This window comes from Brakhagea slesvicensis (assembly GCF_052161625.1).
In the GTDB taxonomy this organism is placed as follows: Bacteria; Planctomycetota; Planctomycetia; order Pirellulales; family Pirellulaceae; genus JBKCUI01.
Genome location: NZ_CP197412.1, coordinates 3,083,729 through 3,109,576, shown reverse-complemented (window position 1 = coordinate 3,109,576; position 25,848 = coordinate 3,083,729). Strand labels below are relative to the sequence as shown.

General features: G+C 54.5%; 17 protein-coding genes. 13 read left to right on the top strand and 4 right to left on the bottom strand.

Annotated elements, in window-relative coordinates; genetic code table 11:
- The first annotated feature begins 34 nt into the window (after positions 1 to 34).
- The 6 genes from SH467x_RS11685 to SH467x_RS11660 all read left to right on the top strand — a co-directional run bounded on the left by SH467x_RS11685 (position 35) and on the right by SH467x_RS11660 (position 8,729).
- On the top strand, positions 35 to 1,063 hold the full coding sequence (locus tag SH467x_RS11685) for a zinc-binding dehydrogenase (RefSeq protein ID WP_482367300.1): 1,029 nt from the start codon (positions 35 to 37) through the stop codon (positions 1,061 to 1,063).
- Between the two features lie 181 nt (positions 1,064 to 1,244).
- Positions 1,245 to 2,222, top strand: a complete 978-nt coding sequence (locus tag SH467x_RS11680) for an ABC transporter ATP-binding protein (protein ID WP_482367299.1) — start codon at positions 1,245 to 1,247, stop codon at positions 2,220 to 2,222.
- Positions 2,223 to 2,260: 38 nt separating this feature from the next.
- Positions 2,261 to 4,579, top strand: a complete 2,319-nt coding sequence (locus tag SH467x_RS11675) for an ABC transporter permease (RefSeq protein ID WP_482367298.1) — start codon at positions 2,261 to 2,263, stop codon at positions 4,577 to 4,579.
- Between the two features lie 59 nt (positions 4,580 to 4,638).
- Positions 4,639 to 6,372 carry an Hsp70 family protein gene (locus tag SH467x_RS11670; protein WP_482367297.1) on the top strand — a complete coding sequence of 578 codons (1,734 nt, stop codon included), beginning with the start codon at positions 4,639 to 4,641 and terminating at the stop codon, positions 6,370 to 6,372.
- A gap of 3 nt (positions 6,373 to 6,375) precedes the next feature.
- Positions 6,376 to 7,074, top strand: coding sequence for a hypothetical protein (locus SH467x_RS11665; protein ID WP_482367296.1), 699 nt, complete (start codon positions 6,376 to 6,378; stop codon positions 7,072 to 7,074).
- A 29-nt stretch (positions 7,075 to 7,103) separates the two neighbouring features.
- Positions 7,104 to 8,729: a hypothetical protein gene (locus tag SH467x_RS11660; protein WP_482367295.1), complete on the top strand. Its 1,626-nt coding sequence runs from the start codon at positions 7,104 to 7,106 to the stop codon at positions 8,727 to 8,729.
- Between the two features lie 39 nt (positions 8,730 to 8,768).
- Here the strand turns inward: SH467x_RS11660 and SH467x_RS11655 are convergent, their stop codons facing one another.
- Together SH467x_RS11655 and SH467x_RS11650 are read right to left on the bottom strand one after the other, a co-directional pair.
- On the bottom strand, positions 8,769 to 9,257 hold the full coding sequence (locus SH467x_RS11655) for a hypothetical protein (protein WP_482367294.1): 489 nt from the start codon (positions 9,255 to 9,257) through the stop codon (positions 8,769 to 8,771).
- A 4-nt stretch (positions 9,258 to 9,261) separates the two neighbouring features.
- Positions 9,262 to 10,059 carry a hypothetical protein gene (locus tag SH467x_RS11650; RefSeq protein WP_482367293.1) on the bottom strand — a complete coding sequence of 266 codons (798 nt, stop codon included), beginning with the start codon at positions 10,057 to 10,059 and terminating at the stop codon, positions 9,262 to 9,264.
- A gap of 297 nt (positions 10,060 to 10,356) precedes the next feature.
- Between SH467x_RS11650 and SH467x_RS11645 the strand changes: the two genes are divergently transcribed.
- Together SH467x_RS11645 and SH467x_RS11640 are read left to right on the top strand one after the other, a co-directional pair.
- Entirely contained in the window at positions 10,357 to 12,525 is a 2,169-nt protein-coding gene (locus tag SH467x_RS11645; protein ID WP_482371365.1) for a M3 family metallopeptidase, read from the top strand.
- A gap of 188 nt (positions 12,526 to 12,713) precedes the next feature.
- Positions 12,714 to 15,185: a carboxylesterase family protein gene (locus tag SH467x_RS11640; RefSeq protein ID WP_482367292.1), complete on the top strand. Its 2,472-nt coding sequence runs from the start codon at positions 12,714 to 12,716 to the stop codon at positions 15,183 to 15,185.
- On the opposite strand, the gene SH467x_RS11635 is transcribed toward SH467x_RS11640, so the two are convergent.
- Both SH467x_RS11635 and SH467x_RS11630 read right to left on the bottom strand, forming a co-directional pair.
- The gene (locus tag SH467x_RS11635; protein ID WP_482367291.1) at positions 15,182 to 16,192 is read right to left on the bottom strand and encodes an AAA family ATPase; all 1,011 of its coding nucleotides are present in this window, start codon (positions 16,190 to 16,192) and stop codon (positions 15,182 to 15,184) included. The two genes, SH467x_RS11640 and SH467x_RS11635, sit on opposite strands and share 4 nt — an antisense overlap.
- A gap of 14 nt (positions 16,193 to 16,206) precedes the next feature.
- Positions 16,207 to 19,242: a VWA domain-containing protein gene (locus tag SH467x_RS11630; protein WP_482367290.1), complete on the bottom strand. Its 3,036-nt coding sequence runs from the start codon at positions 19,240 to 19,242 to the stop codon at positions 16,207 to 16,209.
- A 262-nt stretch (positions 19,243 to 19,504) separates the two neighbouring features.
- On the opposite strand from SH467x_RS11630, the gene fhcD reads away from it, so the two are divergent.
- From fhcD to SH467x_RS11605, 5 genes are read left to right on the top strand one after another with little or no spacing between them, the layout of a single operon-like run.
- Positions 19,505 to 20,404, top strand: a complete 900-nt coding sequence (gene fhcD / locus SH467x_RS11625; RefSeq protein WP_482367289.1) for a formylmethanofuran--tetrahydromethanopterin N-formyltransferase — start codon at positions 19,505 to 19,507, stop codon at positions 20,402 to 20,404.
- On the top strand, positions 20,397 to 21,869 hold the full coding sequence (locus SH467x_RS11620; RefSeq protein ID WP_482367288.1) for an excinuclease ABC subunit UvrC: 1,473 nt from the start codon (positions 20,397 to 20,399) through the stop codon (positions 21,867 to 21,869). The genes fhcD and SH467x_RS11620 overlap by 8 nt, the downstream gene beginning before the upstream one ends.
- A gap of 14 nt (positions 21,870 to 21,883) precedes the next feature.
- On the top strand, positions 21,884 to 23,398 hold the full coding sequence (locus tag SH467x_RS11615; protein ID WP_482367287.1) for a pectate lyase: 1,515 nt from the start codon (positions 21,884 to 21,886) through the stop codon (positions 23,396 to 23,398).
- A 21-nt stretch (positions 23,399 to 23,419) separates the two neighbouring features.
- On the top strand, positions 23,420 to 25,210 hold the full coding sequence (gene ggt / locus SH467x_RS11610) for a gamma-glutamyltransferase (protein WP_482367286.1): 1,791 nt from the start codon (positions 23,420 to 23,422) through the stop codon (positions 25,208 to 25,210).
- Positions 25,211 to 25,249: 39 nt separating this feature from the next.
- Positions 25,250 to 25,810 (top strand): GNAT family N-acetyltransferase, encoded by a 561-nt coding sequence (locus SH467x_RS11605; protein ID WP_482367285.1) that lies wholly within the window; start codon positions 25,250 to 25,252, stop codon positions 25,808 to 25,810.
- Positions 25,811 to 25,848 lie beyond the last annotated feature (38 nt).

Genomic DNA, 25,848 nt, shown 5'->3' with positions numbered 1-25,848 from the left:
CTTTCCTCCCCTCGCTGCCGTTGGATTCCCTCCTATGCCGACTTCCCCTGCCGTCGTGAATTTCGCACCTCAAAAGGGCTCCGTGGAGATTCGAGAAATCGAAACTCCCTCCATCGGCGATGAGGATGTGCTGCTCGAGGTGAGCAATGTGGGAGTTTGTGGCAGCGATCTTCATCAGTGGACCGCCGATCACTCTTGGCCCGTGAACTACCCCGTGGTCTTAGGACACGAGTTCGGTGGCACGATCGTGGAAAAGGGCTCGCGCGTTGTCGGTTGGGAAGTCGGAAATAGAGTGGTCAGCGAAACCGCCGCTATCATCGATCCCAACAACCCCATGAGCCGGCAAGGACGCTACAACCTCGACCCCACTCGCAAAGGATTTGGCTATGGGGTTCACGGTGCCATGACGCGCTACGTCCGAGTCCCTTCGCGCATCTTGCATCATGTTCCCGACCATCTCCCCTTTGAGCAGGCATGCCTCACCGAGCCATGTTGTGTCGCGTACAACGCCGTGGTCAAAAACGCCCACATCGAACCAGGTGATCGTGTCGTAGTCCTCGGCCCTGGCACCATCGGTATCCTGTGCGCTGCCATGGCGAGACTTTGCGGTGCTGAGGTGGCCATTGTCGGCTTGGAAGCCGATCGCCATCGATTGAACATCGCCGCCGAGAACTACGGTTGTATCCCCATCATTGGCGACGCAAAGGCTTGGGCGATGGAACGCGATGGTATGGGTGCCGATGGCATCATCGACGCAGCAGGTGCGAGCATCACGTTGAAGATCGCACTGGATCTCGTTCGCCCCGCCGGGTGGATCAGCAAAGTCGGTTGGGGGCCACAACCTCTCGGGTTCAACATCGATCCGTTGGTGCAAAAGAATGTTCGCCTACAAGGAAGCTTCAGCCACCACTGGGCGATTTGGGAACGGGTGATCGCCATCCTTGCTAGCGGCCAACTCAATGTCCGTCCGATCATCGGTGGGGTCTGGCCCATCGAGCAATGGCACGAGGCATTCGAAAAGATGCATTCCGGGGAAGTCGTGAAGTCTGTACTGAAGCCGTAGCAGAAACCCAACAGCAGAAACCCAACACCAGAAACCAAAAGGAATAGGCAGCTTTTGATTTCCGCCGCCTTTCCTTTCTGATAGGATTCTCGAGGACGTCCGCCAGACGTTCCCCAAGAATTCGTGACCCTCGACGAATTCGAATCGCTAATCTCGTTTCCACTTCATCGATGGGTACCCTATGGCTGCAGCCATCTCTGTTGAGCAACTTTCCAAGACCTACAGCGAAGGGATATTGTTTCGAAAACATCACAAGGCGCTTCAAAACGTCAGCCTGGATGTTCGAAACGGGGAAGTCTTCGGACTCCTCGGCCCCAACGGCGCCGGCAAAACGACCTTGATCAAGATCCTGCTCGGCATCCTCCACCCAAGCAAAGGAAAAGCGACCGTCCTCAATATGGAGGCTGGCAGCAAAGCAGCCCGAAGGAAAATCGGCTACCTTCCCGAGAACTTGATTTTCCCACGACACCACACCGGCCGCAGCGCCCTGTACTTCTACGGTCGCCTTAGCGAATTGACCGATTCTCAAATCGCAGCCCGCGAACGGGAAGTGTTCGATATGGTCGATCTGACCGGCCGGGAACACGAGCCGGTTCGCCGTTACTCGAAAGGGATGAGACAGCGGTTGGGATTAGCCCAAGCCCTGTTGCATGATCCGGAATTGCTGATCATGGACGAACCGACCGACGGCCTCGACCCGATGGGCCGTTCACAAATCCGGGACTTGCTCACCCGCCTCAAAGCGCGTGGTAAGACGGTCTTCCTGAACAGCCATATCCTTCAAGAGGTCGAACTGATCTGCGATCGCGTCGCGATCATGGCCTTGGGACAACTCCGAGGCCAAGGCCCGATCGATGAACTGATCCGCCAAAACCCGCTTGCCCAACAAGGTGCAGTGATCCTCGAATTGCAGAGCCCCGAAGGAACATCGCTCGAGGCCTTTTTCTCGTCGAGCGATCCGGTCAGCATCGTCCCACTCTCCGAGACCGAACGGGTCTTTCGCGTGGAGTTGAGTTTGCCCGATCAAATCTCCCTTGATGGTTTGATCGACCGACTCCGCGCCCAACAAATCAGCATCTTGGCCGTCGAGCGATTCCGACCGAGCTTGGAGCAAGTCTTCATGAGTTTCGTAGGTTCTGTTCCTCCCCACTTACGATAACGCCCCGAACAAATCCCCGGACCTCATCTTCAGCACGTATGAAACCCTACATTGCCGTTCTTTACGACAGTTTCTTAGAGTCCATTCGCTCTCGCGTCCTATGGATGCTCCTCGCCGCTTGGACATTGCTCCTAGCAGCACTCTTTCCGTTGACCATTTCGTCGACGGAGAGCTATCGCATCGCGCGCCGTACCTTCTCGTCGGAAAACAGCGCCAAAGCCATTATGGACTCGCTCGCTGACGCGTCCGCAGGCAAAGGTTCGAAGGCGGCTCGAGCCATCTACGCGAAACTCAGCGAAGAATTCCAAACCATGCTCCAACAACGCAAAGAGAGCGATCGCAAAATCGCAATCGGATCGCTGCTGGAGGAGCTTAATCGTTTGCTCACCGTCGAAGACCTTTACGACGCGGAAGCCTGGCCCACCGCCGAACGACGCAAAGAAATCAAAGAGCTGGTAGAAAAGCCATCCCTCAGCGATAGCGAACGCGAACGACTTAACCGCCGACTCATCGACCTCGCATTCCCGAATCGACTCAGCTCGTCGGACGGTCAAGCCACGCTGATCACTTGGGCCAACATACCACTCGGACAACCGCTCCCTCTCTCGATCGATGGCTTACGGCCCATCATCGAGAGAACGATTTTCCCGTTGGTCATGCGAGTAGGATTGGGAATCGCGGCGATGTTGATCGCGATTATCATCACCAGCCCCATGATCCCAGACATGTTTCAAACGGGCTCTCTCCATTTATTGCTGAGCAAACCAATATCCCGAAGCCTCTTGTTTCTTACCAAGTTCACGGGCGGTTGTATCTTTGTCGCCGTCAATATCGTTTACCTGCTAATCGGTCTCTACTTCTTTGCCGGCTTGCGACTTGAAATTTGGAACACAGGAATACTCTGGTGCATTCCTTTGTTCGTTTTTATGTTCATGGTTTACTATTCTGTTTCATCGCTTGTGGGATTGATCTGGAAAAACCCGATCATCTGCGTTGTCGTCACCGCCGTTTTCTGGGCGGTTTGCTTTGGCGTCGGAACGATCCATTTTTTCTTCGACGTGGCGATCAATATCCAACCCCAAGCCACCCGCATCTATGCGATGAACGACACGGTGGTCATGGGGAACGCCCAAGGACGATTGCTGATTTGGGATGCAAAGGAATCGACGTGGCGAACTGCCTATGGCGAAGTCGACGGTCAGCAACTACTCGGTCCTGTGTGGCTCCCCGATCAAAAGAATCTTTACTTCGCTCGAATCAACGCCACCCCCTTTGGCTTGGGCAGAACCTTCGACACGAAACTTGAGTTCGCGAGACTCCCCGATGTCGCCGATGCCAACGACAAAACCTTTCGCTCGAAACCTTGGGCGGATGGCCGAATCGATAGCGGACCAGAACTCCCCAGCAGTCCTACCCAGATTATTCCTTGGAAGGATTCGCTCGCTGTCGTTACCCGAGACGGCCTATACGCTTTCGACCCGACGAAGGTCGCTAGCGAGGAAAAGCAATTTCCAGGTTTGTCCTCCATGTTCCAAGCCTTCGGGGTAAACACCGACAAAGCCATCTCAGCCTTCCGACCGATCCTGAACGGTGCGGAGTTCGGGAAGTCATTCGATTTGGCGGTTTCCCCCACTTCGACCACCATCTGCTCCATCAGCAACGGGGAAGTAACCATCTGGAAAGAGACGGAAAAGGAATTCGAATTGCAAAGTTCGTTTCCACTCGATGGGGACAAGAGCCAAGTTAGCTTGATCGCCTGCAACGACCAAATCGCCATCGTTTGCCCGAATGGTGAGGTCCCTGTGCTCATCGATGTCACCAAAAAAGAAGTCGCTGGCAATCTAGAACAACTGGGGCGAACTTCGATCAAACAGATGCGAGTCGACTCCGAAGGACGATTCGCACTTCTGGATCAAGACGGATCGGTATGGGTCGTCTCTCCAGACGGCAAGTCTCTCGAGAAGCCTCGATTAGCAGGGCAAGGTTCGGTGCTGGCCATCGCCTACGCGCAAGACGATCAGCTCTGGGTCTCGCATCACGTCACGCAAGCGGATCGATGGGATCTGAAAGCGAACACTTCGACCGCCTCGATCCGTCCATCGTTATCCGGGTTGGAAATGGCCTTCCGCTACTTGATCGATCCGTTTTATATGCTCAATCCGAAACCCGCTGCCGTCAATCAAACGATCGAATACATGCTGGTCAAACCCAACAACAAGGCATTGGCACTCAGCGCCGATGATCTGAATCGGCCCAAAGAACAATCGGATCCTTGGCAACCGATATACAGCAACACCGCCTTCATCCTTGTCATCCTAGGAGTCAGCTGCTGGTATCTTTATCGACAAGACCTTTAGGACAAATCATAATTCCATCCATCGCGATGATGAACTTGCCTTTTGCGTGAACCACCCCGATGTCGAACGTTATTGGAATCGACCTAGGTACGACCCATTCCCTGTGCGCGGTTTTTCGGGATTCCAGCCCCATTCTTATCCCCAATTCACACGGCGGATTTCTCACCCCCTCGGTCGTGGGGATATTGGAATCGGGGGAGATCGTCGTCGGGAGCGCGGCAAAGGAGTTGCGTGTCACCCATCCCGAACGAACCGCCTCCTGCTTCAAACGCTACATGGGCTCCGATCGAAAGATCCAGGTCGGGCCAAAGACCTTTCTACCCTACGAGCTCAGCAGTCTTGTCCTGAAGTCGCTGGTAGCCGACGCTGAGAATTTCCTTGGTGAAGAGGTCACTGAAGCGGTGATTACCGTTCCGGCCTATTTTCATGACCACCAACGTCAAGCGACCAAAATCGCAGGGGAGCTTGCCGGCCTGCGGGTCCGCAGGATCATCAATGAGCCGACCGCAGCGGCACTCGTTTATGGGTTTCACGCCCGTGACCAAGAGCGCCAACTCTGTGTTATCGATCTCGGTGGCGGTACGTTTGATGTGACCATCATGGAAGTCTTCGAAGGGACCTTGGAGATTCGCTCCACCGCCGGGGAAAGCATGCTCGGTGGCGAAGACTTCACCGACCGCATCGTCTCAGCCATTCTCCAACATGAGAAACTGCAACTCGAAGTCGCAGAGCTGAAACAACCCCTGCGCGTTGCACGGCTGCGAGTGGAATGCGAACAAGCAAAACGAAAACTCGCGAGCGAGGAAGTCGTTCGGATTCGACTGCCCGATCTCGACGGTACCATCGCGGAAACTCCGAAGGAATTTCGCGTCGATCGAAACACCTTCGCACGCTTAAGCGAAGGCTTGATGAAAAGGATCTCGACTCCCATCGATCGGGCCCTCCGCGATGCGAACTTGACACCACGGGAAATCGACGATGTCCTGCTCGTCGGGGGAGCCACCCGAATGCCGATCCTGCAAGACTACATGAAGTCCTACTTCGGTAAACCTCCGAGCATGGATCATAACCCCGACGAAGTCGTCGCGCTCGGAGCCGCCATCCAAGCTGCGTTGATGGAAAACGATTCGGCCGTCAACGATCTGGTGATGACAGACGTTTGCCCCTTCACACTCGGCGTTGAAATCGCAAAGGAGTTCGGAGGGCAAACCGCAGCCGGCTACTTCCATCCCATCTTGCATCGCAACAGCACGATTCCTATTTCCCGTGAGGAAGTCTTCGTCACTGTTGCACCGAATCAAAAGCAAGTCGAAGTTCGGGTGTATCAAGGGGACGCGAGAAAGGTCGCCGACAATATCGCATTGGGTTCCCTTTCCGTGAAGGACATCGCTCCAGGTCCAGCCGGGCAACCGATTCACATTCGGTTCACCTACGACTTGAATGGTCTGCTCGAAGTAGAAGCCTACTCTGCGGGCGGTAAAAAACATCGCACCGTTTTGACCAACCATGTCCACGGTCTCAATGAAGACCAAATACGCGATGCCATCGATCGGCTTCAAGCTTTGAAGATCTACCCTCGAGAGAATTTGGAATATCAAAAGCTCGCTCGATTCTGCGAACGTATGCTCGGGGAAATCAATCGAGAAGAAAGGAAACAGCTCGATCGTGCACTGGATTACTTCGAGGGGGCGATGGCGTCTTGCGACAAAGCGGAATGCGAAAGAGCCGAACAAGTGCTGCGAACGGTCCTCGCGGAATTGGGCATCGAATACTTCGAGAATGACGACGAGTAGAGAATGATCAGCGAACGAGAACGCGACTACTTGCAGACAACACTCCGTATGAACCCGATGTTCGAGTCAGGAGAACTCTTGACCCTGCGTCGCACCCTGCTGCAAAAGGAACGATTGGATCATGAGGAATCCGTCGTCACCGGCGATCGACGCAATCAACGTGACGCGCTTCGAACTCAAGTCCGAATGGTCCAACGGGACTTCTGGAAACTCCCTCTCGACCAGCTTGAACCAATGCTGAACGGAATGGACACCAAGAATTTTCCTGAACTCGGACCGGTAGTCCATCGATTGCGCACCGTCGCCACCAGCCGGGGAGACTTTCCCAAGCTCGCTCAGACCCCCGGCATGCATATGGGGCTTTTCAATGCGTTCAAAGTCATCGTCGTTCTACCTCCCGGGGACGCCGTCCGTGTGAAATCGCAATTCGCTCGATCCATACAAGACAAAAAACATCTCAAGGAAATTCAAAAAGGAGTGGCTCTGATTGGGCAGGAGTTTCCACATCTAATGGAGCTGGAGAAGGATTGGTTTAATACCCTTTCCAAAATGACCCGAGTGAATGCCACAGCACCATCCAAAGCGATAGGAATGGAAGCTGTAAGAAATGCTCTTGGATCCATTTTTGAACTCCCGTGGTACACGTGGTGGATCGCCGCGATGGCCATCAAGGCGATTCTCATAACATCGCTTCGTCCATAAAAGTCCCAGCGAAGAAAGTACAAACAACTATGGATGCGGACAACGTCCGATGGGACCGATTGCCAAACGACCCAACAGGCTTCTTTGAACTCCCCGACGGCTTCGACCGCAAAGATCTTAAACGCTCCTACGGCCGCTTGATTCGCATCTACAAACCGGAGACACATCCAGCAGAATTCCAACGTATTCGCGACGCCTACGAATCGTTGGAAATGGAATTGCGATATGGCGCGGACCGCGACCTCGAGAAAGAGAAAAAGGACGCTTGGGAAGTCGCAAACCAATCCCCGATCCAAAGCCGAACGACGGTTCCCTCCTCCTCAATCGATTCGCACTTCCCATCGCCTCCTCAAGCCCCGAATTTCGACACGGACCCTGAGGCCTATTACAGACATCTCGTTGGAGCGACAACCAAATCGCCTCGAGATTTCTTTGAATTAGCAATCCTGTCCGACATTCTCCAGCGAGAGGATCCTCATAGGTTCTTAAAGTGGCTGTTGACGGGACTCAAACAATATCCAACAGATCCCGGATTGCTGCGTTTGTTGCGAGAGCATCTGGCTACCGATGTCGATACCTCTTCCGCTTTCTCGATTCTACTGACACTCAGCAAAATCGTTCCTCCGAGCGCGTTTTTCCCTGCCAGCGAACCCCTCTGGGAAAGAATCTTTCGCGAAGTCCCATTTGAATCGTATTCGCAATGGCTCAGCGCATGCGAATCCAACTTCCAACAGCGACTCACCACCCACCATCTGATCTTCTACATCCATGCCCTCAAACGCATGGCTTGGACCGCCAATGCCGATTGGGTCCAGGAAAAGTGGCAGTGGATCCAGTCCCATGGCAGCGAAATCCCGGATGGATTCGATCAGGATCTGGGGTTCCTCGAATTGTTGCTAGCCTACATCCAGTTCGACAGAGTGAGGATCGGCGAAAATTCTATCCGGCAGTGGATCGACGACATGCTTCGCGCCTACTGCTTGGAACCCTGGCTCCCTGCAGCGAGAAAGATCGCGGAGGTGCAAGACGAAATCGCCCGCAACAACCAACGCTTCATGGAGACCTTTCCAGCCCTGAAGTCCAAGGAGGATTATCGTGTGCTCCTTCTCGTACAAATGGCTGCTTGGGACGCGATGGATCAACTCAATTTGACTTTGTCCGATGAGAAATCCCCGTCGCTCATGCGACAAGCCGACTTGGCCGTCGCCGAACTTCGAAAAGAGTATGAGATGCTCGAACGAAGCCTCAGTCGGATGGAAAATCAAAAAGTCGTGCTGCCGTTTTACGCCATCCTGCTCCTCCCTTTGCTCTTGGCTTGGGGAATAGGAAACAACGGCACGTTTGCCATGCTGAGCATCTTCTGGATCTTAGGTCTCAGCCTGTGCTACATCACATTTTTCAAACGACTCGTAGTGAAGCCTTGGGTGGAAAGAAAAGCCAGAGACATGTGTTTCGATGCGTATGAAAAGATGTTTCGCCCTCGACTTTTCATGTATATCCAAGGAAGTCGTGTCACCCCTACCGCCGCGGCCGAATGCTTAAAGGAATCCGCGCACCAAACAGGCTCGGGGGAGGTGATCGACGTGATCTTCACCTATGCGGCAAGTGATTTAGGATTGCGAGGATACCACGTCGCGCAATGCTTCCTCCACTAACCCATCGCGCACACGACCCGTCTTCCTCGAAAATTCTAATCAATTCGAGTTGTAAGCGACGTACATCACTCCCGATCGATAATAGACTCGCAGTTGCTTACCGTTCGGAGCAGGCTCGGTGGCGTACGTCCTTTCTGGGTTATCGAGTTTCAGCTTCTCACCATCGTTGACGTGAAGCCCATTCTCCACCGCATGCAAGCTCCAATCGTGCGTTGCCACCCACGAATCGAACGCTTCGGGACTCATGCGATAGGAAGCATAAAGACGATAAAAACTAGGCTCGTATGTCAAACAATGCTCCCTCGGCAGAGCGCCGTTTTGCCACCGATGCCACCCCGAAAAGACCGACGGAAGGTAGGAATCCAAGCAAAAGACTCCCAGAAAAAACCAGATGGGTATCGCAACGAATGCAACAGTTCCCCACCCCCACCGCCAGACCTTCAGGATGGACGCCAAGAGCAGGGCAACTCCGTAGGTCGCCACGAGAATGGCCATCATCGAACAAAGATAAATCAGACCAAGGTTCATGTCCCTATTCTTTGTCGTCTGCTAGAACGGAAATGAGTTCAGAAACGGCTTTTTCAATACGAGCCCTTTCATCCGTCTCTTTCCACCTGGCAACCAATCGACTTCGAAGCGTGCGTTCAATAGCTTTATTATTTGCATCGTGGGGAACCGAAAGCACAATCGACAGGGCAAAACCCTGTTGCTGCCTATTGAGCAATTTCAAGTATTTGGTCACCGTCTGCAATTGTTCAAGACTTTCCGAAATGTTGATTTCTTGATTCGTCAACTTTAGACCGAAGCCATCTGAAATCTTGCTTAATAACTCACTCAAACGCTCGTCGGAAAGCTTACGAATGGAATCAAGCCCGCTTGCATCGACACCAATCGCATCGTTCACCCAGGGATCAAAGACCCAATGGGCTGATTCCCGCATGCCAGTCTGAACAATCTTCAGCCTTTGTGAAGGATCCAAAAGCTCATCGACCATATGAAAATACTTCCGACCACGTTCTTGTGACTCGAGCACGTAGCTTCGAACCACAACCTCTTTTTCTTGGTTCGATCTTGCGCTTTTCAGTTCCTTGGAGAACTTTGCTTGGTGGAGTTCACACTCTTTGGAAACGGCAAGTGTAAGTTTCTTAAACTCATCCCACTCTTGATAACCACGAAGCTCGGGGGCTGAACCCTCGGCTTTCTCGACATTAATAGTTGGGAACCAACCAAATCGATTTGCGACTGTCGCATACAACGCGGTTGAATCGCTGTCTTGCGCGAATGTCACTGCGAAAACAAGACAAAGTGCCCCCATCACGGTCAGAAACATGATAATACTCCTTTATTATGGCGCTTTCAAAAGTTTCGTTATTGTAGCAGACTTGAACGGACACGCCCGGCTACTTCCGACAGGCAACGCTTGCGTGGAGCAGGAGAGAAATCTCGTGAAATTGAACAGCCCAAACTTTCCGAACCACCAGAGAAGCTCATATCATCGGGAACACGAGGCGATCCTGGTATTTTCCGCTATCATTGACGCATTCCGATCCGGAGTTTCTTGGGGCCGGATTGCTATGGTCAATTCTATCAACGATTACTTCACTATCCCAGAAGGAGTTTCGCCGTGATGCGAGGTCGAATAATCCAATGGCTCGCAGCAGCCACCCTACTGCCATCCCTTCCTTCCTTCGCCCAAGACTTGATTCAACCCAACTTGAACCAGCCATCCACCCTTCGCTTTGCTTCTATGACCAATTCCAATCCTCTGTTGGTTCCTAGCTCCTTGCCCCTTTTGGCACCGGAGTTTGGCAAGATCCAGGACGAACACTTCCTACCAGCCTTCGATGCGGGCATGCGGGAACAAATCGAACAAGTCCAAGCGATTGCAGATACGAAGGCTGCTCCCACCTTCGAGAATACACTGGTCGCGTTGGAGAAAACAGGAGAGACGCTGCGCCGTGTCCAAGCCGTCTTCTTTAACTTGGCATCCGCCCATACCAACGAGAAAATCCAGTCGATCGAAGAGGAGATCGCCCCCAAGCTGGCCTCCCACTACGACGACATCTACCTCAACAAAACGCTGTTCACACGCGTTGAAACGCTTTGGAATAATCGGCAGTCCTTTCGCGACTGGAATGAAGAACAGCAACGACTGCTCAAGGAATACTACGAAAGCTTCGTCCGCGCAGGAGCCAAACTCAACGATCAAGAGCAAAAGAGAATCCGCGAAATCAACGAACGTCTCTCGTCCTTAACGACTCTGTTTCAGAACAACCTGCTGGCCCTGACCAAGGAGCGTTCGGTCTGGATCGACGACGCGGCCCAATTGACAGGCATGTCGGACGCGGATGTCGCTGCAGCGGCGGAAGCAGCCAAAGAGAAGGGACGCGAAGGGAAGTATCTGCTCACGATCACCAACACCACCCGTCAACCGGTCCTTATCTCGTTGAAGAACCGCGATACGAGAAAGAAAGTTTGGGAAGCCTCCGCCAATCGAGGACTCGGAGAAAACGGTGGCCTCGACAACCGTCCCCTCGTTCTGGAGCTGGCGAAGCTCCGCGCCGAACGAGCGAAGATCTTAGGCTATGCAAGCCATGCCGCGTTTACTTTAGAAAACCAGATGGCCGCCACGCCAGAAGCCGCTTTCAAGATGCTGCAGGATTTGGTGCCTGGAGTGGTTGCCAAAGCAAAGGCGGAGGCGAGCGAAATTGCCGCTGCCATGAAGAAGGATGGAATTGCAGACGACGTACAGCCTTGGGATTGGGAGCATTACGCAGAGAAGGTACGGGCGGAGAAGTACCAAGTCGACGAGGGTTTGATCAAACCTTATTTCGAATTGGAGAATGTGCTTCACAAAGGTGTCTTCTACACGTTTGGAAAGCTCTACGGAGTCGAGTTTCGCGAACGAAAGGATCTCCCTGTCTATCATCCTTCGGTGCGCGTTTTCGATGTCCTTTCGAAGGACGGAAAACCGATCGGTCTCTTTTACGCCGACTACTACCAACGCGACTCCAAACGGGGTGGGGCCTGGATGGACGCGTTCGTCAATCAATCAAAACTGCTTCATCAATTGCCGGTGGTCGTCAATGTGATGAATATCCCGCAGCCCGCAGCCGGAGAGCCAACCCTTTTGAGTTTGGACCACGTCATGACCATGTTCCACGAACTGGGGCATGGCGTACACGGTCTCTTCTCGAACGTGGAGTACCCGCTCCTTTCTGGAACGTCGGTACCGCGCGACTATGTCGAGTTCCCGTCGACCTTTCATGAAGATTGGGCCATCGATCCCGAGGTGTTGGCCAACTACGCCAAACACTACAAGACGGGAGAATCCCTTCCTGTGGAACTTCTGAACAAGAGTATTGTCGCGAACAAGTTCAACAAGGGCTACGAGACCTTGGAATATCTATCGGCTGCGTTGCTCGACCTAGGCTGGCATTCGGTAGGTCCCGGCGCTTCGATCTCAGATGTCGAGTCGTTCGAGCGAGAATTGCTGGCGCGATATGGCGTCGACTACAAACCGGTTCCGCCACGCTACCGAACTTCCTACTTTGCCCACGTTTGGTCCGGCGGGTACTCGGCGGGCTACTACGCGTATCTCTGGAGCGAAGTCCTGGCAGCGGACGCCTTTGCCCACATGCGGGCCAATGGTGGCCTCACGCCCGAAAATGGTCGAAAGCTTCGAGAAACCGTACTGTCTCGCGGCGGATCCCGGGAAGTCATGAAGCAGTACATCGATTTCCGTGGCAAAGAACCAACGGTCGACGCATTGCTGGAGCGACGCGGACTCAAGTAATTTGCAGCAATCGACGGAGATCCAGCAAAAAAGCAGAACCGAGCGACTCAGCAAGATGTACAGTCAGGAAGGTCAGGGAAATGTCCCTGGCAGGGCGACCGGGGTACTCCAGGTCGCTCGGTAGCGATTGTCGGAGCTGTACCAATGAATCCGTCAGCGATGGCACGAAGAGTCCGTTGAGGTTTTTTATGCAGACCAGATCGAATCTGTTGGCAAAGAGATGCTGGACCACAGCCGTCGCACTGGCGAGCGCATTGGCTATCCCCTCGTACTCCCTCGGACAAAACCGCGTCTACTTTACCCTCAACAACGGTATCACAATCGGCCCGGCTCTCCGATCCGATATCGATTCGATCAAGAAAGAAGCATCCATCAATAGCAGCGCCATGGGAGGAGCCAAGGTGATTGTGGAGGCGGATGACGATTTGCGTCGTATCTACTTCCATCGGATGCAAATCACCGACGGAAACAACGAACGATGGACCATCGCTCGCCCTCAAGTCAAAATTGAACTACCCAACAAAGATCGTGCCGCCGATACGCGCCGCTCGCAACCCATCACGGCCTTTGCAGAAACACCGCAACCTTTTGAGTTCAGCGATCTCGGCCGCCGTTTCTATCGATTCAGCGACGGAAAGATCGCGGTCCAGGGAATCACGGAAATCGCACCGAGCTACGTCCGGGTCGAGGGTCTACAAGGTGCCGAGGGAGACTTTGCGTGGGACATGCGACTCTCTCTCGACGCTATCCCCCCCGATACTCTTCGAGCCATCCTCTTGCGAAACGCAGACCCTACCAAAGCGCGATCGTACTTGGACATTGTCGAACTCTACGAAACGGCCAAACGCTACACCGAAGCCCGCGAGATGCTGGTCTACGCGATGCAAAAGTTCCCCGAGCTTGAGAACAATCGCTCGAGCTTGAAGCGATACGACCAGTTGGCCGCAGATCAGCTGTTCACCATCGCCGACATCGCCAAACGCCGCGCCGGACAGCATGCCTTCGCCAAACGGGTCTTGGATAGCTTCGACTACGAGCTATTATCCCTCGAGACCAAACTCAAGGTGGAGCGTCAGAAAGAACTGATCGCCGAAGAGAAGAGCGAACTCGATACCGTGATGCAGTGGATTCGCGAGGATTTAGAACTAATCAAAGATCCAACCATCCAAACGGAATTGAAACCGCTCGCGGACGAAATCCAACGATTCTTGACTCCTGACACTTCGGAACGCTTCGCCGACTACCGACGATTAAGGCAGAACACGAAACCGGAATTGCGAGCCGCATTGGCCATCGGCGGCTGGATCTTGGGGCCCGGTAGCGCCGATGACAACATTTCGCTCATCGCTTCGGCGGTCAAAGCCCGGCGGATCATTCAGGATTACTTGGGTGCACCCACGCGCAATGATCAATTATTGGAGGAGCTGGCCAAACTGGAGGCGGGAACACCTCGGTACGCGTCGAAGATCGTTGCGTCCATGGCGCCTCCAGTCGCTACCCCCGATGCGAATCTCTATCCCTTTCGATCGATCCCAGACCCCAATCAGCCCGAACAAATTGCCGAGACCATCATTCCTGGACGCTACTTGCTAGAAGTCCCATTGCGAGGTCGATTGCAAGGTCAGTCCGCATCCTATCTCGTACAGCTCCCCCCTGAGTACAACCCCTACCGACGCTATCCATGCGTGGTCACCATGCACGGGGATATCTCAACCCCCGAGGACCAGATCAATTGGTGGTGCGGACCAGTCGACCCCTCCAATCAACGCTGCTGGGGAGAAGCATCGAAGAATGGCTACATCGTGATTGCTCCCAGTTGGGGTCGAACCACGATGCCGAACTACAACTACACCGAAGACGAACACATGTTTGTCTTGAGCTCGCTGTTCGATGCCAAGCGACGATTCAGCATCGATACCGATCGCGTCTTTCTATCGGGGCATGAATCGGGAGGTACCGGTGCATGGGACATCGCCCTCGCCCACCCAGACCTTTGGGCCGGCTGCCTCGCAATATGTGGCACCGTCGATAAATACGTCAAGCAGTATTGGCCGAACACACGATACGTCCCGTTCTATTTCGTCGATGGAGAACTCACCGCTATCGCAACGCGAGAAGGGATCAAATCGCACCACATGGCGAATGAACGCGTCTGGGACAATCTCTTAAAGGACCGGAACTACGATGTGATGATTTCCCTCTATCGCGGCCGCGGCCTCGATCACTTTCAAGACGAATTGCCTCGCATGATCGAGTGGATGAATGCCCCGGGTCACGTGAGGAACTACGCTCCCGAACGATTTGAAGTCAAGACCGCGAGACACGGCGACCGTTACTTCTGGTGGTTTGAGACCGAGCAGCTCTTCGCAGATAAACTAGTCCACCCGCTCCTCTATCGCGATGGTTCCGAATACAAGATCGAAAGCCGAATTTTGAAGGAATCCAACACGGTCGACTTGGAAATCGTTCCAGCCGATCGTTACACGGTCAACTTGACGTCGGACATGGTCGACATGACTCAGATCATTACCGTCCGACACAAAGGAGGACCGACGAAACGAATCGAGCCCAAATTCGATTCCAAAACCTTGTTGCGAGACGTCCGAGAGCGAGCCGATCGGCAGCATCCCTTCTGGGTTCGAATCGATATGCCTCGCTAGTTCAAATCGTCAGCCCGTTCGGAGACCTTTTCGAGAATGTCGAGCAGAACGCGATCGGTTTCGATCCCCTCAGCCTGGGCCTCGAAGTTCAATAAAACCCGATGCCGCATGGCTGGCAAATAAACACGTCGTACATCTTCGAAACTGACGTTGTATCGGCCATCGAGCAATGCCCGAACCTTCGAGGCCAATGCAATCGTCTGAGCCCCGCGTGGACTGGCCCCCCAGCGTATGTATTGATTGGTGATGTCGGGAGCCAACTTTCCACCCGGATGCGTCGCGAGGATGAGGCGGGCTGCGTAATCCTGAACGTGTTTGGCCAATACAACTTGCCGCACCAATGCCTGCCAATGACGAATCTCTTCGCCATCCATCACCTTCTCAGGCTTGATCACCTCGCCACGCGTGGTCCGATCGATGATCGTATTGAGCTCTTCACGCGTGGAATACCCCACCACTAACTTGAACAGGAACCGGTCCAACTGCGCTTCAGGCAGTGGATAGGTCCCTTCTTGTTCAATCGGGTTTTGCGTTGCCAGGACAAAGAAGGGCTTTTGAAGCTCGTAACGGTGCCCCGCGACCGTGACGGTTCCTTCCTGCATCGTTTCGAGCAACGCCGATTGGGTCTTCGGAGTGGCTCGGTTGATCTCGTCCGCCAAACAGATCTGTGTAAAGATCGGTCCCCGCTGGAATTGAAATTCACGGCGACCATCGTTCTCCACAATCATATTGGTCCCGAGGATATCGGAGGGCATCAAGTCGGGTGTGAACTGAATCCGATTGAAGTCGAGCGACAAGGTTTCCGAAAGCGTCTTGATCAACATCGTCTTGCCAAGCCCTGGTACGCCTTCGAGCAGACAATGCCCACCGACGAACATCGCGGTCAATACGCCGTTGACGATGTCATCGTGTCCCACGATGACGCGGCCTATCTGCTCGCGAACAGCGGCGTAGCGATTGCGAAAGCGATCGGCTTCTTGTTGCATCGATTCAGCGACATTACTCATGGAGTCCTCAGTCATCAGGGTTGTTTCTTCGCCTTGCGTTTCGCTTCTAGCAGCCGAGAAGTATAACTGGTTTCTTCTTCGGGCTGCATCGACGGTGCAGAGGCGGACGGGGCATTGTTAGAAGGGGATTTGGGCGATGAAGGATTGAACAGGTCTTTAGCACTGGACGACTCGGAGTCGAACGTCGTTTCGGAGAATGTCGTATTGGCGATTTGTCGATTCATATCCTCCGCGACACCGCTCTTGCTTGAACGGAGCCTCTCCAAACTCTTAGCACGTTGCAAATCTACCTCGCGGATTTCTTTACCCGAGAAACAGCTCGCTAGCTTCTGAATGGGCTGGATGAGATCGATCGCGACACGGCGTACGAACACATCGGCGAAGAAAAACGTGGCTCCAATGGCGACGGCAAAGGGCCAAACATCCTTTAAACTTTTCGCGGGTGGCAATCCCGGTCGATACGTATCCATTTGTACGATTCGTTCCATGGACTCGGTTTCAAGCGACTCTTCCAAAAGTCCCCCTTCGCCACCGACCGGTTTGTTTTCAGCAAGCTGACGTAATAGCCTCATATTTGCTTGCCGAACACGGTATTCATCCGAAAAAGGAATCGTGATCCCGGTTGTAATCGGTGGTTTGTTTGGCCCCGGAATGACACTCAGCATATAGCTGCCCGCTTGATCAGGCACCATCTCACCGACATAACGACCGGGCGCGGTTTGTTTCATCGCAACATTGACTGGCTGCAAATCGGGCCCGACCGCAATCGCCCCCATATCGAGGTAATTCAAAAACCCATCTTCGCTATCGAGCGCCGTCACGACGATCTGCACTCGACCATCCTTCATGTTTGTGGCAATGGAGTACTTCCCATCGTCAGCCGAAGGGCGCATGACCCATCGGACCAATTGGGAATAGAACTGGTCGTAAAACCCAGAATCGACCCAATCCTTGGCCCATCGATGTCCCGCATCGGTCGACACGACGGCGGTTCGACCAAGCCCATACGTCCAAGTCGCCAGGATCGAGGCGTTCTCTTTTTCGTCCGGTTTCGGCGAGAGAATCGGCACTTCGACGAGCGGGCTTTCCTTCAGCTCCGTGAACACGAAACCGCTGATCGGTGGAAGGTTGCGAGGCAAGCCCGACAAGATCTCATGGGGAGACTGGACATAAGGCGTCACTCCACCTTCGGGCTCGTAGACCAAGGGCTTTGCTACCCGCCGCGCCTCGCGCATGAAGATCCGTGGCAAGGCATTGGGGTTGGTGACCACATAGTAATTGCCACCCGTCTTGTTAGCGATCCGCTTCAGCTCCGCATGCCCTGCGGGGCCGTGCGTTCCCACGGCAACCGTCGAAATCTTGATTTGCGCCGACGCGTATCCGCTCAACACGGAGTTCGAGGCTTGTGCGGGGTCACCATCGCTGATCACGATCATATGCTTGAGCGATGCAGGTACGGTTTTGAGCGAAGCGAGAGCCATGCTGAGGGAGGAATCGAAATTCGGCATATCCCCGGGGATCATATTGTTGATCTTCGTGCGCATGGCGGACCGGTTCTCCCCCACCTTGAGCATCCCCGTCTTCTCCCCCCAAAGCCACTTGTCCCCCGACATGTCGTACTGAACGACTCCGCAATAATCTTGCGGACCGAGCGCATCGAGTGCTGCTTTGCCGATCATCTTCTGCCAGTAATTTCCTCGCTCCATCTCAGACGCATGCATGACCATGGCCAGCGCGCCGACGGCTTCGATCTTGCTGTTCTTGATCGCGAAGTTCACAGGCATGGCCTCCTCCAACTTGGAGTTGGTCCACCCTCCGGCCCCAAACGCCTCCGGACCCCCGATCATTACGATCCCCATCCCAAACTGCTGCACACTCTGCACCAACATGTTGACCTGGTCATCGCTAAACGCGACGACTTGTGTCGACTCATCTCCCGTGGTGCGAGGGGTGCCCGCTAAGATGACAGCGTCGTAGCTCTGCAACTCGATCAGACTGGTGAACATGGTCGACGTCGTTCTCGCGTCCACTTCCAAATCGTTCCGTCGAAGGGATTCGATCAAGCTCTGATATTCCCCCGGACGGTTCGCATCCTCGATCAACATCACGCGTCCCTTGCCTCGCGCGTAGGTAAACGCTGTCGCTTTATTGTTCTGAGGGATCGTATCGCTCGACTTGTCGTCGGGAATAAACTCCGCTTCGTAAACAAAGCCCGCATTCGTCTCAATCTTGTGAGGAATGGGTATGACATTGGTGTCGCGATCGAGCTGGTAGGGGGCATCTGCGAGAACTTCCGTTTGATTCCCGATTCGACGCACCACCTTCAACCGACCGTCGATCGGTTCATCCTTTCCCGACTCGTTGTATCGATTGATGACGACTCGGGCGTCGACGGTTTGGCCTTCTCGAACAAAACCGGGTATATCGATCTTTTCGACAAGGATCTCCGTGTTCGAATCCAAACGTATTGGAACGACATCGATACCGATACCATTTTCAGCCAAGCGTTGGGCGGTCGATTCCGCGGACCCAAGCGTTTGATTGCCATCGGTCAGGATCACGATCCGTTTGGATGAATCCTCGAGAAAACTCGCCTGCGCTAATTTGAGAGCGCTTTCCAGGTTCGTTGCATCGGTTCTCCCGACATTCGCTTCAGGACGGGAAATGTTCGGCAAGTCCTCGTCGAGGGGTGGAAGTTCGATCGATGCTTCCCGACCAAAAATGATGAGTCCAGCTCGATCGTTGCGATTGGTCCTGCGATGCTTCTTCACACTTTCGATTGCATAATCAAGCATCAATTGCCGCTTGGCGATCGGGATCGAATCGCTTTGGTCTAACAGATAGATGACCGTCAAACGGTCGCTCGACCAAATCCATTGCACTCCCGCGATCGCGAGTACGATCAGCAGTAACACCAACGAACGAAAGACGAGGGCCAGCGATCGCCTCCATGGCCCCAATCCGGCCAGAGAACGCCTACCGATCCACCAGGTGATGGGAATTACCACCAGCAGCAGAAGCGCCCACGGGGTTTCGAATCCTATTTCCATTCGTCCCATGATAGTGGCGAGTCCAGTTGAGGCGTTTTCAGCGTGCGAGAGCGGGGAAGCTGACAGAGCCCCCCAAATCCGTGCCCATCGGGCGACGCTATTATGCCTCAAAACGCCCTGGGTTCGCCAGTAACCGAAGCAATAAATAGAGAGTCTCCTTCTTTAGGCTTCTGCTCGATCGATAGTGGGACGTAGAATGATGCTCACCACTCCCTGCCCTTCGCCACGCAAGACTCATCCCCCGCAGGTTTCATCGCCAGGAATGAAGATTCACGGAATCGAAATAGAAAACACCTTCGCCGAAGCTTTCGATATGACGGCGACGCGGATCGTCATCACCGCTGCCGAATTGGCTTGGGCCCTGCGCGCTGCGGAAGCGATGACTGGCTTTGCCACCAGTGTGATCGGTTGCGGTGTCGAGGCCGGAATCGAAGGAGCGGTCTCCGAATCGGAGACTCCCGATGGTAGGCCCGGCGTCTCGATCCTACTCTTCAGCATCTCCGGAAACGAACTGGAAAAACAAGTTGTCCGCCGTGTGGGTCAATGCGTTCTCACTTGCCCGAGCACGTCGGTATTCGGAACGATGCAGGGGGAGAAACGGATCGCCATGGGGTCCAAACTAAGGTACTTCGGGGATGGATTTCAAATCTCAAAACGGATCGGAAACGAACGCTATTGGCGAATCCCGGTCATGGATGGTGAATTCGTTTGCCAAGACACGATTGCCCGACAAAGCGCCGTCGGAGGCGGAAACTTCCTGGTGCTGGCCGAAACCATTCACGGAGCCCTCCGCGCATGCGATGCAGCGGTTCAAGCCATCAAGCAGATACCGGATTGCATCACCCCATTTCCAGGAGGGGTCGCGCGAAGCGGATCGAAAGTTGGCTCGAAATACAAAATGCTCGGCGCCTCCACCAACGATGCGTTCTGTCCGACCTTGCGAGAATTGACCGACTCTCTCATCCCGAATGAGGCGAGTGCTGCATTGGAATTGGTGATCGATGGCCTTACTCCAGCGGGTGTTGCCGAAGCGATGCGAGTAGGCATCCTCGCTGCGTGCCAAGCCGGGGTGCAGTGCGGTGTTCAGAAAATCACCGGTGGGAATTACGGCGGAAAACTCGGCAAACATCATTTTTACCTACACCAAATCCTCCATGGATGAACGAGAACCGACCAACGAGCTGGAAGAACTCGAAATCGAATGGGATGCAAACACTCCCGAACGGGACGAGCACCTCGCCGAGGACACGCCTGAATTAAGACGACGCGTCGATGACTTGCTCCGTAACAATCTCGGATTTCGCCGATCGGCCGAGAAAGTTCGCGAGTTTCCGCAATCCCCCGGTGTCTACCTGATGAAGGATGCCTCCGGGATCGTTATCTACATCGGCAAGGCCAAGAATCTTCGCTCCCGCGCGAGTAGCTACTTCCACGCAGCAGCCGCCGAAGAAATCCGTACCGCCGAATGGATTCACGAGATTGCCGATATCGACTTCATGCTCTGCGCCAGCGAAGTCGATGCGTTGCTGACGGAGAATCGACTGGTCAAGGATATCCAGCCTCGGCACAACAAAGATCTCAAGGACGACAAGACCTTTCCCTATCTCATGATCACGACCCACGAGGACTTTCCTCGAGTCGAAGTCACCCGAACACCCAAGGACCGAGGTGCCAAACTCTACGGGCCCTTCACCAGCGCGGGGCAACTGCGCGGTGCATTGCAAGTGATGCAGCGGATCTTCAAATTCCGCACCTGCTCGCTCGACATCGACGAAGGGGATCCTCGCTGGGAATGGTTCCGTCCCTGCTTGCTCGCATCGATCCACCAATGCACTGCCCCTTGCAATCGCCGTATCTCCAAAGCGGATTACAAACGCGACATTCGCCGGTTGCAGACCTTCCTCGAAGGTGGGAGCGAAAAACTCCTCAAACAAATGCGAGCCGAGATGCAGGAAGCCTCCAAAGCCCTCGAGTTTGAAAAGGCGGCGCGTTTGCGGGACGAGATTCGACTGCTGGAGAACTTGGGAGATCGAGGCGATATCGATGTCCACGCACAGCCCGAGGTCTTCTACGTCGATCCCAAGAAGGGTATGCGAGCACTGCAACGGGTCCTGCAGATGGAGCGCGAGCCTCGCGTGATCGAAGGAGTCGATATCGCCCATCTGGGGGGTGAGGATACCGTCGCGTCACTCGTTCAATTCCTGGATGGACTCCCCTTCAAGCCCGGTTACCGACGCTACAAGATTAAAGACGTCACAGGAATCGATGACTTTCGCAGTATTCACGAAGTCATCTCCAGGCGATTCCGGCGCATGAGCGATGAGCAAGACACATTCCCTGACCTGCTGATGATCGACGGTGGCAAAGGACAGCTCAACGCTGCCTTGGCGGCCTTTCGCGACCAAGACATCGAGCCTCCCACAATGATTTCGCTGGCGAAACGGGATGAGGAGATCTACCGTCCGGGTGACAGCGAACCTATTCGATTGGGCCGAGAATCCTTCGCTCTCCGACTGTTACAATACGTCCGCGATGAAGCCCACCGATTCGCGCAACATTACCACCACATACTGCGACAAAAAAGTACCTTCGAACAAACGTTTCGCCCTGGCCCTAAAGGACCCTAGCCGTGGAAAGAACGATGCCTTGCACCGAGGTCGAATCCCAGACTACGCCGAACACCTACGGGTCCTGGCTCGCAGCGATTCGACCTCTATCCAGAACGCTCCTGCTGGCGATGTATTTCGCCGGATCCATCGGGATCGCTCAAGAGACTCGATCCGAAGTCACCCCTACGGAGATTCTCGAAGCGATCCGAAAATCCACGCGATTCTTTCGAACGGATGTCGCACTCCAAGGGGGTTATGTCTACCAAGTTAGCGCCGACGGACGCTATCGCGAGGGTGAGGGAGATGCTCGCGACAATATCGTTTGGGTCCAACCTCCTGGAACTCCTGCCATCGGCATGGCCTACCTCGAAGCCTATCGCGCCACCGGCGAGCCGGAACTACTCGCAGCCACCATGGAAGTTGCTGACTGTCTCCGAAAAGGACAACTCCATAGCGGAGGATGGCAGAACCATATCTTGCTCGGCAAAGAAGATCGATCCAAATTTGCTTATCGTGTCGATGGTCCGATCCGCAAAAAGGCAAAGAACTGGTCCAGCCTCGACGATGATCAAACGCAATCGGTCATCCGCTTCCTCGCTTTGCTAGACCACACGCTGAAAGGGGAGGACGCGCAAGTCCACGGATTGCTGGAAACGGCTCTACAAGGACTTTTGGCGAACCAGTTCCCAAATGGGGCCTGGGCTCAAGGCTTCGAGAAACCCGACCCGACTCAGGCGCATCCAACTGTTCCGTCCCGGTTTCCCAAAGAATGGCCACGGCAACACCCAGGAGGGGATTATTGGGTTTACTACACATTGAACGACAACGCACTGGTTCGGGTGCTAGACACCCTGTGGATGGTCTATGACTTGACGGGTCGAGAAGACGTTCGGGACGCGGCGCTCCGCGGTGCCGACTTTCTCCTGTTAGCGCAGATGCCGGAGCCACAGCCCGCTTGGGCACAACAATACAACTGGGAAATGGAACCGGTATGGGCTCGCAAATTTGAGCCTCCTGCCATCAGCGGAGGAGAGTCGCAACAGGCCATCGAACAATTGCTCGACCTACTGGATCGGACAGGTGATCGCAAGTTTCTGCATGCAGCCGAGAAAGCTTTGGCCTACCTCAGCAGCTTGGAAGAAAACCAGCAGCTGGCACGCTTCTACGAGCTTCAGACAAGCAAGCCACTTTATTTCACGCGAGATTACAAACTCACCTACGATCCGTCCGATGTCCCGACTCATTATGCTTTTCGTGTTCCGAGCCGCTTGGCTTCCTTGGGAAGGCGGATCGAGAAATGGAAAGAGCGAGAGGGTGGGAACCAGCCCCCCGATGCGAAGCCTCGTCAGTGGCAGGACCGCTATCCCAAACCGTCGCAGGAAGAAGTTCGGCGAGTGATCGATAGCATGAACACCCATGGAGCTTGGGTGGAAACCGGAAAGCTACGTTACGTAAAGGCCGACGACCATGACGGCCGCGTCATTCGCTCCGAAACCTTCCTTCGCAATCTCCACATACTCAGCTGCGCCGCAGCGCATACAAAATAACACGTCAAACAGGGCAATCCGATGATTTCAAGGCGATTCTTTCTGGGAAACACAGCGGCAGTAGCAACCCTCGCACCAGCATGGTCGTTTGGACAAGAGAAGACCGCACCATCAAGTGTTTTGCAGCGCGTCGACCAAGGATCCAATGTGACGGCGACCGTTCATCCTATTGCATCCTTGGCATCGGCCGAAATGATGCGAAGAGGTGGAAACGCGATCGATGCAGCGGTCGCCGCAGCGGTCTGTTTGTCCGTGGTGGATGGCCATAATTCAGGAATTGGCGGCGGATGCTTGATGATGATCCGGTTAGCAGATGGATCGCTCCACGCCATCGATGGCAGGGAGAAAGCTCCAGCGTCCGCGAACCGCGATATGTTTCTTCGCAACGGAGTCGCCGATGTGAAGCTGAGCCAGGACGGACCGCTCGCATGCGGCGTTCCCGGCATGATCGCTGCGCTCCACTCGGCCCATGTTCGATTCGGCAAACTCGCATGGGGAGACTTGTTCGAACCCGCCATCCGCGCCGCCCGAGATGGACACCCCATGTCCCGATCAACCTATGGGTCGATCAAAAATGAAGAATCCGTCCTAAAGCGATTCGCAGCTTCCCGAGAGGCTCTCTTCAAAACCGATGGCAGCTTGTATGCAATAGGGGAAAGGTGGGTACAAGCTGACTTGGCCAACACATTGCAGCAAATCGCGAAAAAGGGAGTGGACTACTTCTATCATGGCGAGTTTGCATCGCGATGCGCCGAGCACTTGAAAGAACAAGGGGGTGCACTGACCCAGAAAGACTTCGCAGACTATCGCGCGGTGGACCGAGTCCCGCTCAAGACCTCCTATCGCGGGTATACCGTGATCGGATTCCCTCCCCCAAGCTCGGGTGGAATCCACATTCAGCAAATGCTCCAGATGCTTTCTCATTTCCCGCTCAAGGAGCTGAGTGCCGAGAGGGGAAGCGTTCCCTTTTATCACGTCCTGGCCGAGGCGATGAAGCTCGCCTTCGCAGATCGAGCGTATTACTTGGGTGATAGCGATTTTGTCGAGATCCCAGCCTTCTTAACGGAACCTTCTTACACCGATGAACTGGCGAAGAAGATCCATCTCGATCGCGCTACGGCGGTGCCTGGTCATCTACCGTCCAAGAGCAAAGAGGCAGACGACGGGAAGAAACACACCACGCACATGACGATGGCAGATGCATCGGGCAATTGGGTAGCCATGACAGCGACCGTCAATACCGGCTGGGGCAACAAGATGATCGTTCCCGGGACCGGCGTTGTACTCAACGATGAGATGGACGACTTCAGCATCTCCCCCGGAGTTCCCAATGCGTTTGGACTGATCGGATCGGCCGCCAACGCGATCGAGCCGGGCAAACGCCCCCTTTCGAGCATGAGCCCCACCATGGTGCTCGACGCCAATGGGGAGCCACGTTTGACCTGCGGAGCCGCCGGCGGCCCTCGTATCATCAACGCAACTTTGCAGAACTTGGTCCGAGTTCTGGATCTCGGAATGAATGTGGGAGATGCAATCGCAGCATCTCGACTCCACCATCAATGGCAGCCCGACGTCCTCAGTTGCGAAGGAAGTCTGGGCGGATCATTCCAGAGGGACACGCGAGGCGAGAATTCGATCTTGGAAGCGCTGAAAAAGCTTGGACACGATGTTAAGATCTCCGGGTCGATCGCTGTCGCGCAAGGGATCGAGCGCCTCGCGTCGGCGGAGTCCGGGAAGCCGACAGTGTTCGGACAATCGACTTGGCGAGCGGCATGCGACCCCAGAGCAGATGGACGAGTCGCCACAGCCTAACGTTCCCTTATTCGTATCAAGTGTTCGCGGCCCCGATCGATGCCAGTTGTTTATTTCAAGCGTTATCGAATGCACTTCGATCTTCGAGAGACTCCGATGCCTGAGGAAAGACCTCGCGCATCAATCGACTATCTGGGTTGGGACGAACGGCTTGTTGCCCACCATGGGTTGGCAAAATGGGAAAGCTTCCGCCGCGAGATGGACGTGAACGTCTTTCCCTGCTTGGGCGATCGCGAGGGATGCAAACAGTTGATGCGTGACATTGCCCGCCGCGATAACTTTGTCCCCGAGTCGACCTGGCTCGCTGTCCAACGGAACGAGCAAGATCGATTTGGTATCGCATTGGGTACGATTCAGGGGTTGCGAGTGAGCGCCGATCTAGGAGCGATTCAAAACATCGGTGTACTTCCCGCGTATCGCGGTCTAGGCATAGGCCGTGAGCTTATCCGCCGCAACTTGTTAGGATTCCGCGATGTCGGTTGCCGCAATGTGCAGCTCGAGGTCACCATTCACAACTTCGCCGCGATTCGACTCTACGAATCCATAGGTTTTCAGCGCGTGGAGACGGTGTTCAAGATCGGGAATGTACCAGTCTCCTAACCCGGCTCCAGTGTCGAACTGTACTTCAAAATCGTAGG

What these genes read in the sequence shown, in the direction of transcription:
- SH467x_RS11670 (WP_482367297.1), top strand. Translation starts at nt 4,639, where the DNA reads ATGTCGAACGTTATTGGAATCGACCTAGGTACGACCCATTCCCTGTGC.
- SH467x_RS11645 (WP_482371365.1), top strand. Translation starts at nt 10,357, where the DNA reads ATGCGAGGTCGAATAATCCAATGGCTCGCAGCAGCCACCCTACTGCCA.
- SH467x_RS11665 (WP_482367296.1), top strand. Translation starts at nt 6,376, where the DNA reads ATGATCAGCGAACGAGAACGCGACTACTTGCAGACAACACTCCGTATG.
- SH467x_RS11605 (WP_482367285.1), top strand. Translation starts at nt 25,250, where the DNA reads ATGCCAGTTGTTTATTTCAAGCGTTATCGAATGCACTTCGATCTTCGA.
- SH467x_RS11620 (WP_482367288.1), top strand. Translation starts at nt 20,397, where the DNA reads ATGGATGAACGAGAACCGACCAACGAGCTGGAAGAACTCGAAATCGAA.
- ggt (WP_482367286.1), top strand. Translation starts at nt 23,420, where the DNA reads ATGATTTCAAGGCGATTCTTTCTGGGAAACACAGCGGCAGTAGCAACC.
- SH467x_RS11615 (WP_482367287.1), top strand. Translation starts at nt 21,884, where the DNA reads ATGCCTTGCACCGAGGTCGAATCCCAGACTACGCCGAACACCTACGGG.
- fhcD (WP_482367289.1), top strand. Translation starts at nt 19,505, where the DNA reads ATGAAGATTCACGGAATCGAAATAGAAAACACCTTCGCCGAAGCTTTC.
- SH467x_RS11635 (WP_482367291.1), bottom strand. Translation starts at nt 16,192, where the DNA reads ATGAGTAATGTCGCTGAATCGATGCAACAAGAAGCCGATCGCTTTCGC.
- SH467x_RS11630 (WP_482367290.1), bottom strand. Translation starts at nt 19,242, where the DNA reads ATGGAAATAGGATTCGAAACCCCGTGGGCGCTTCTGCTGCTGGTGGTA.
- SH467x_RS11650 (WP_482367293.1), bottom strand. Translation starts at nt 10,059, where the DNA reads ATGTTTCTGACCGTGATGGGGGCACTTTGTCTTGTTTTCGCAGTGACA.
- SH467x_RS11675 (WP_482367298.1), top strand. Translation starts at nt 2,261, where the DNA reads ATGAAACCCTACATTGCCGTTCTTTACGACAGTTTCTTAGAGTCCATT.
- SH467x_RS11640 (WP_482367292.1), top strand. Translation starts at nt 12,714, where the DNA reads ATGCAGACCAGATCGAATCTGTTGGCAAAGAGATGCTGGACCACAGCC.
- SH467x_RS11655 (WP_482367294.1), bottom strand. Translation starts at nt 9,257, where the DNA reads ATGAACCTTGGTCTGATTTATCTTTGTTCGATGATGGCCATTCTCGTG.
- SH467x_RS11685 (WP_482367300.1), top strand. Translation starts at nt 35, where the DNA reads ATGCCGACTTCCCCTGCCGTCGTGAATTTCGCACCTCAAAAGGGCTCC.
- SH467x_RS11660 (WP_482367295.1), top strand. Translation starts at nt 7,104, where the DNA reads ATGGATGCGGACAACGTCCGATGGGACCGATTGCCAAACGACCCAACA.
- SH467x_RS11680 (WP_482367299.1), top strand. Translation starts at nt 1,245, where the DNA reads ATGGCTGCAGCCATCTCTGTTGAGCAACTTTCCAAGACCTACAGCGAA.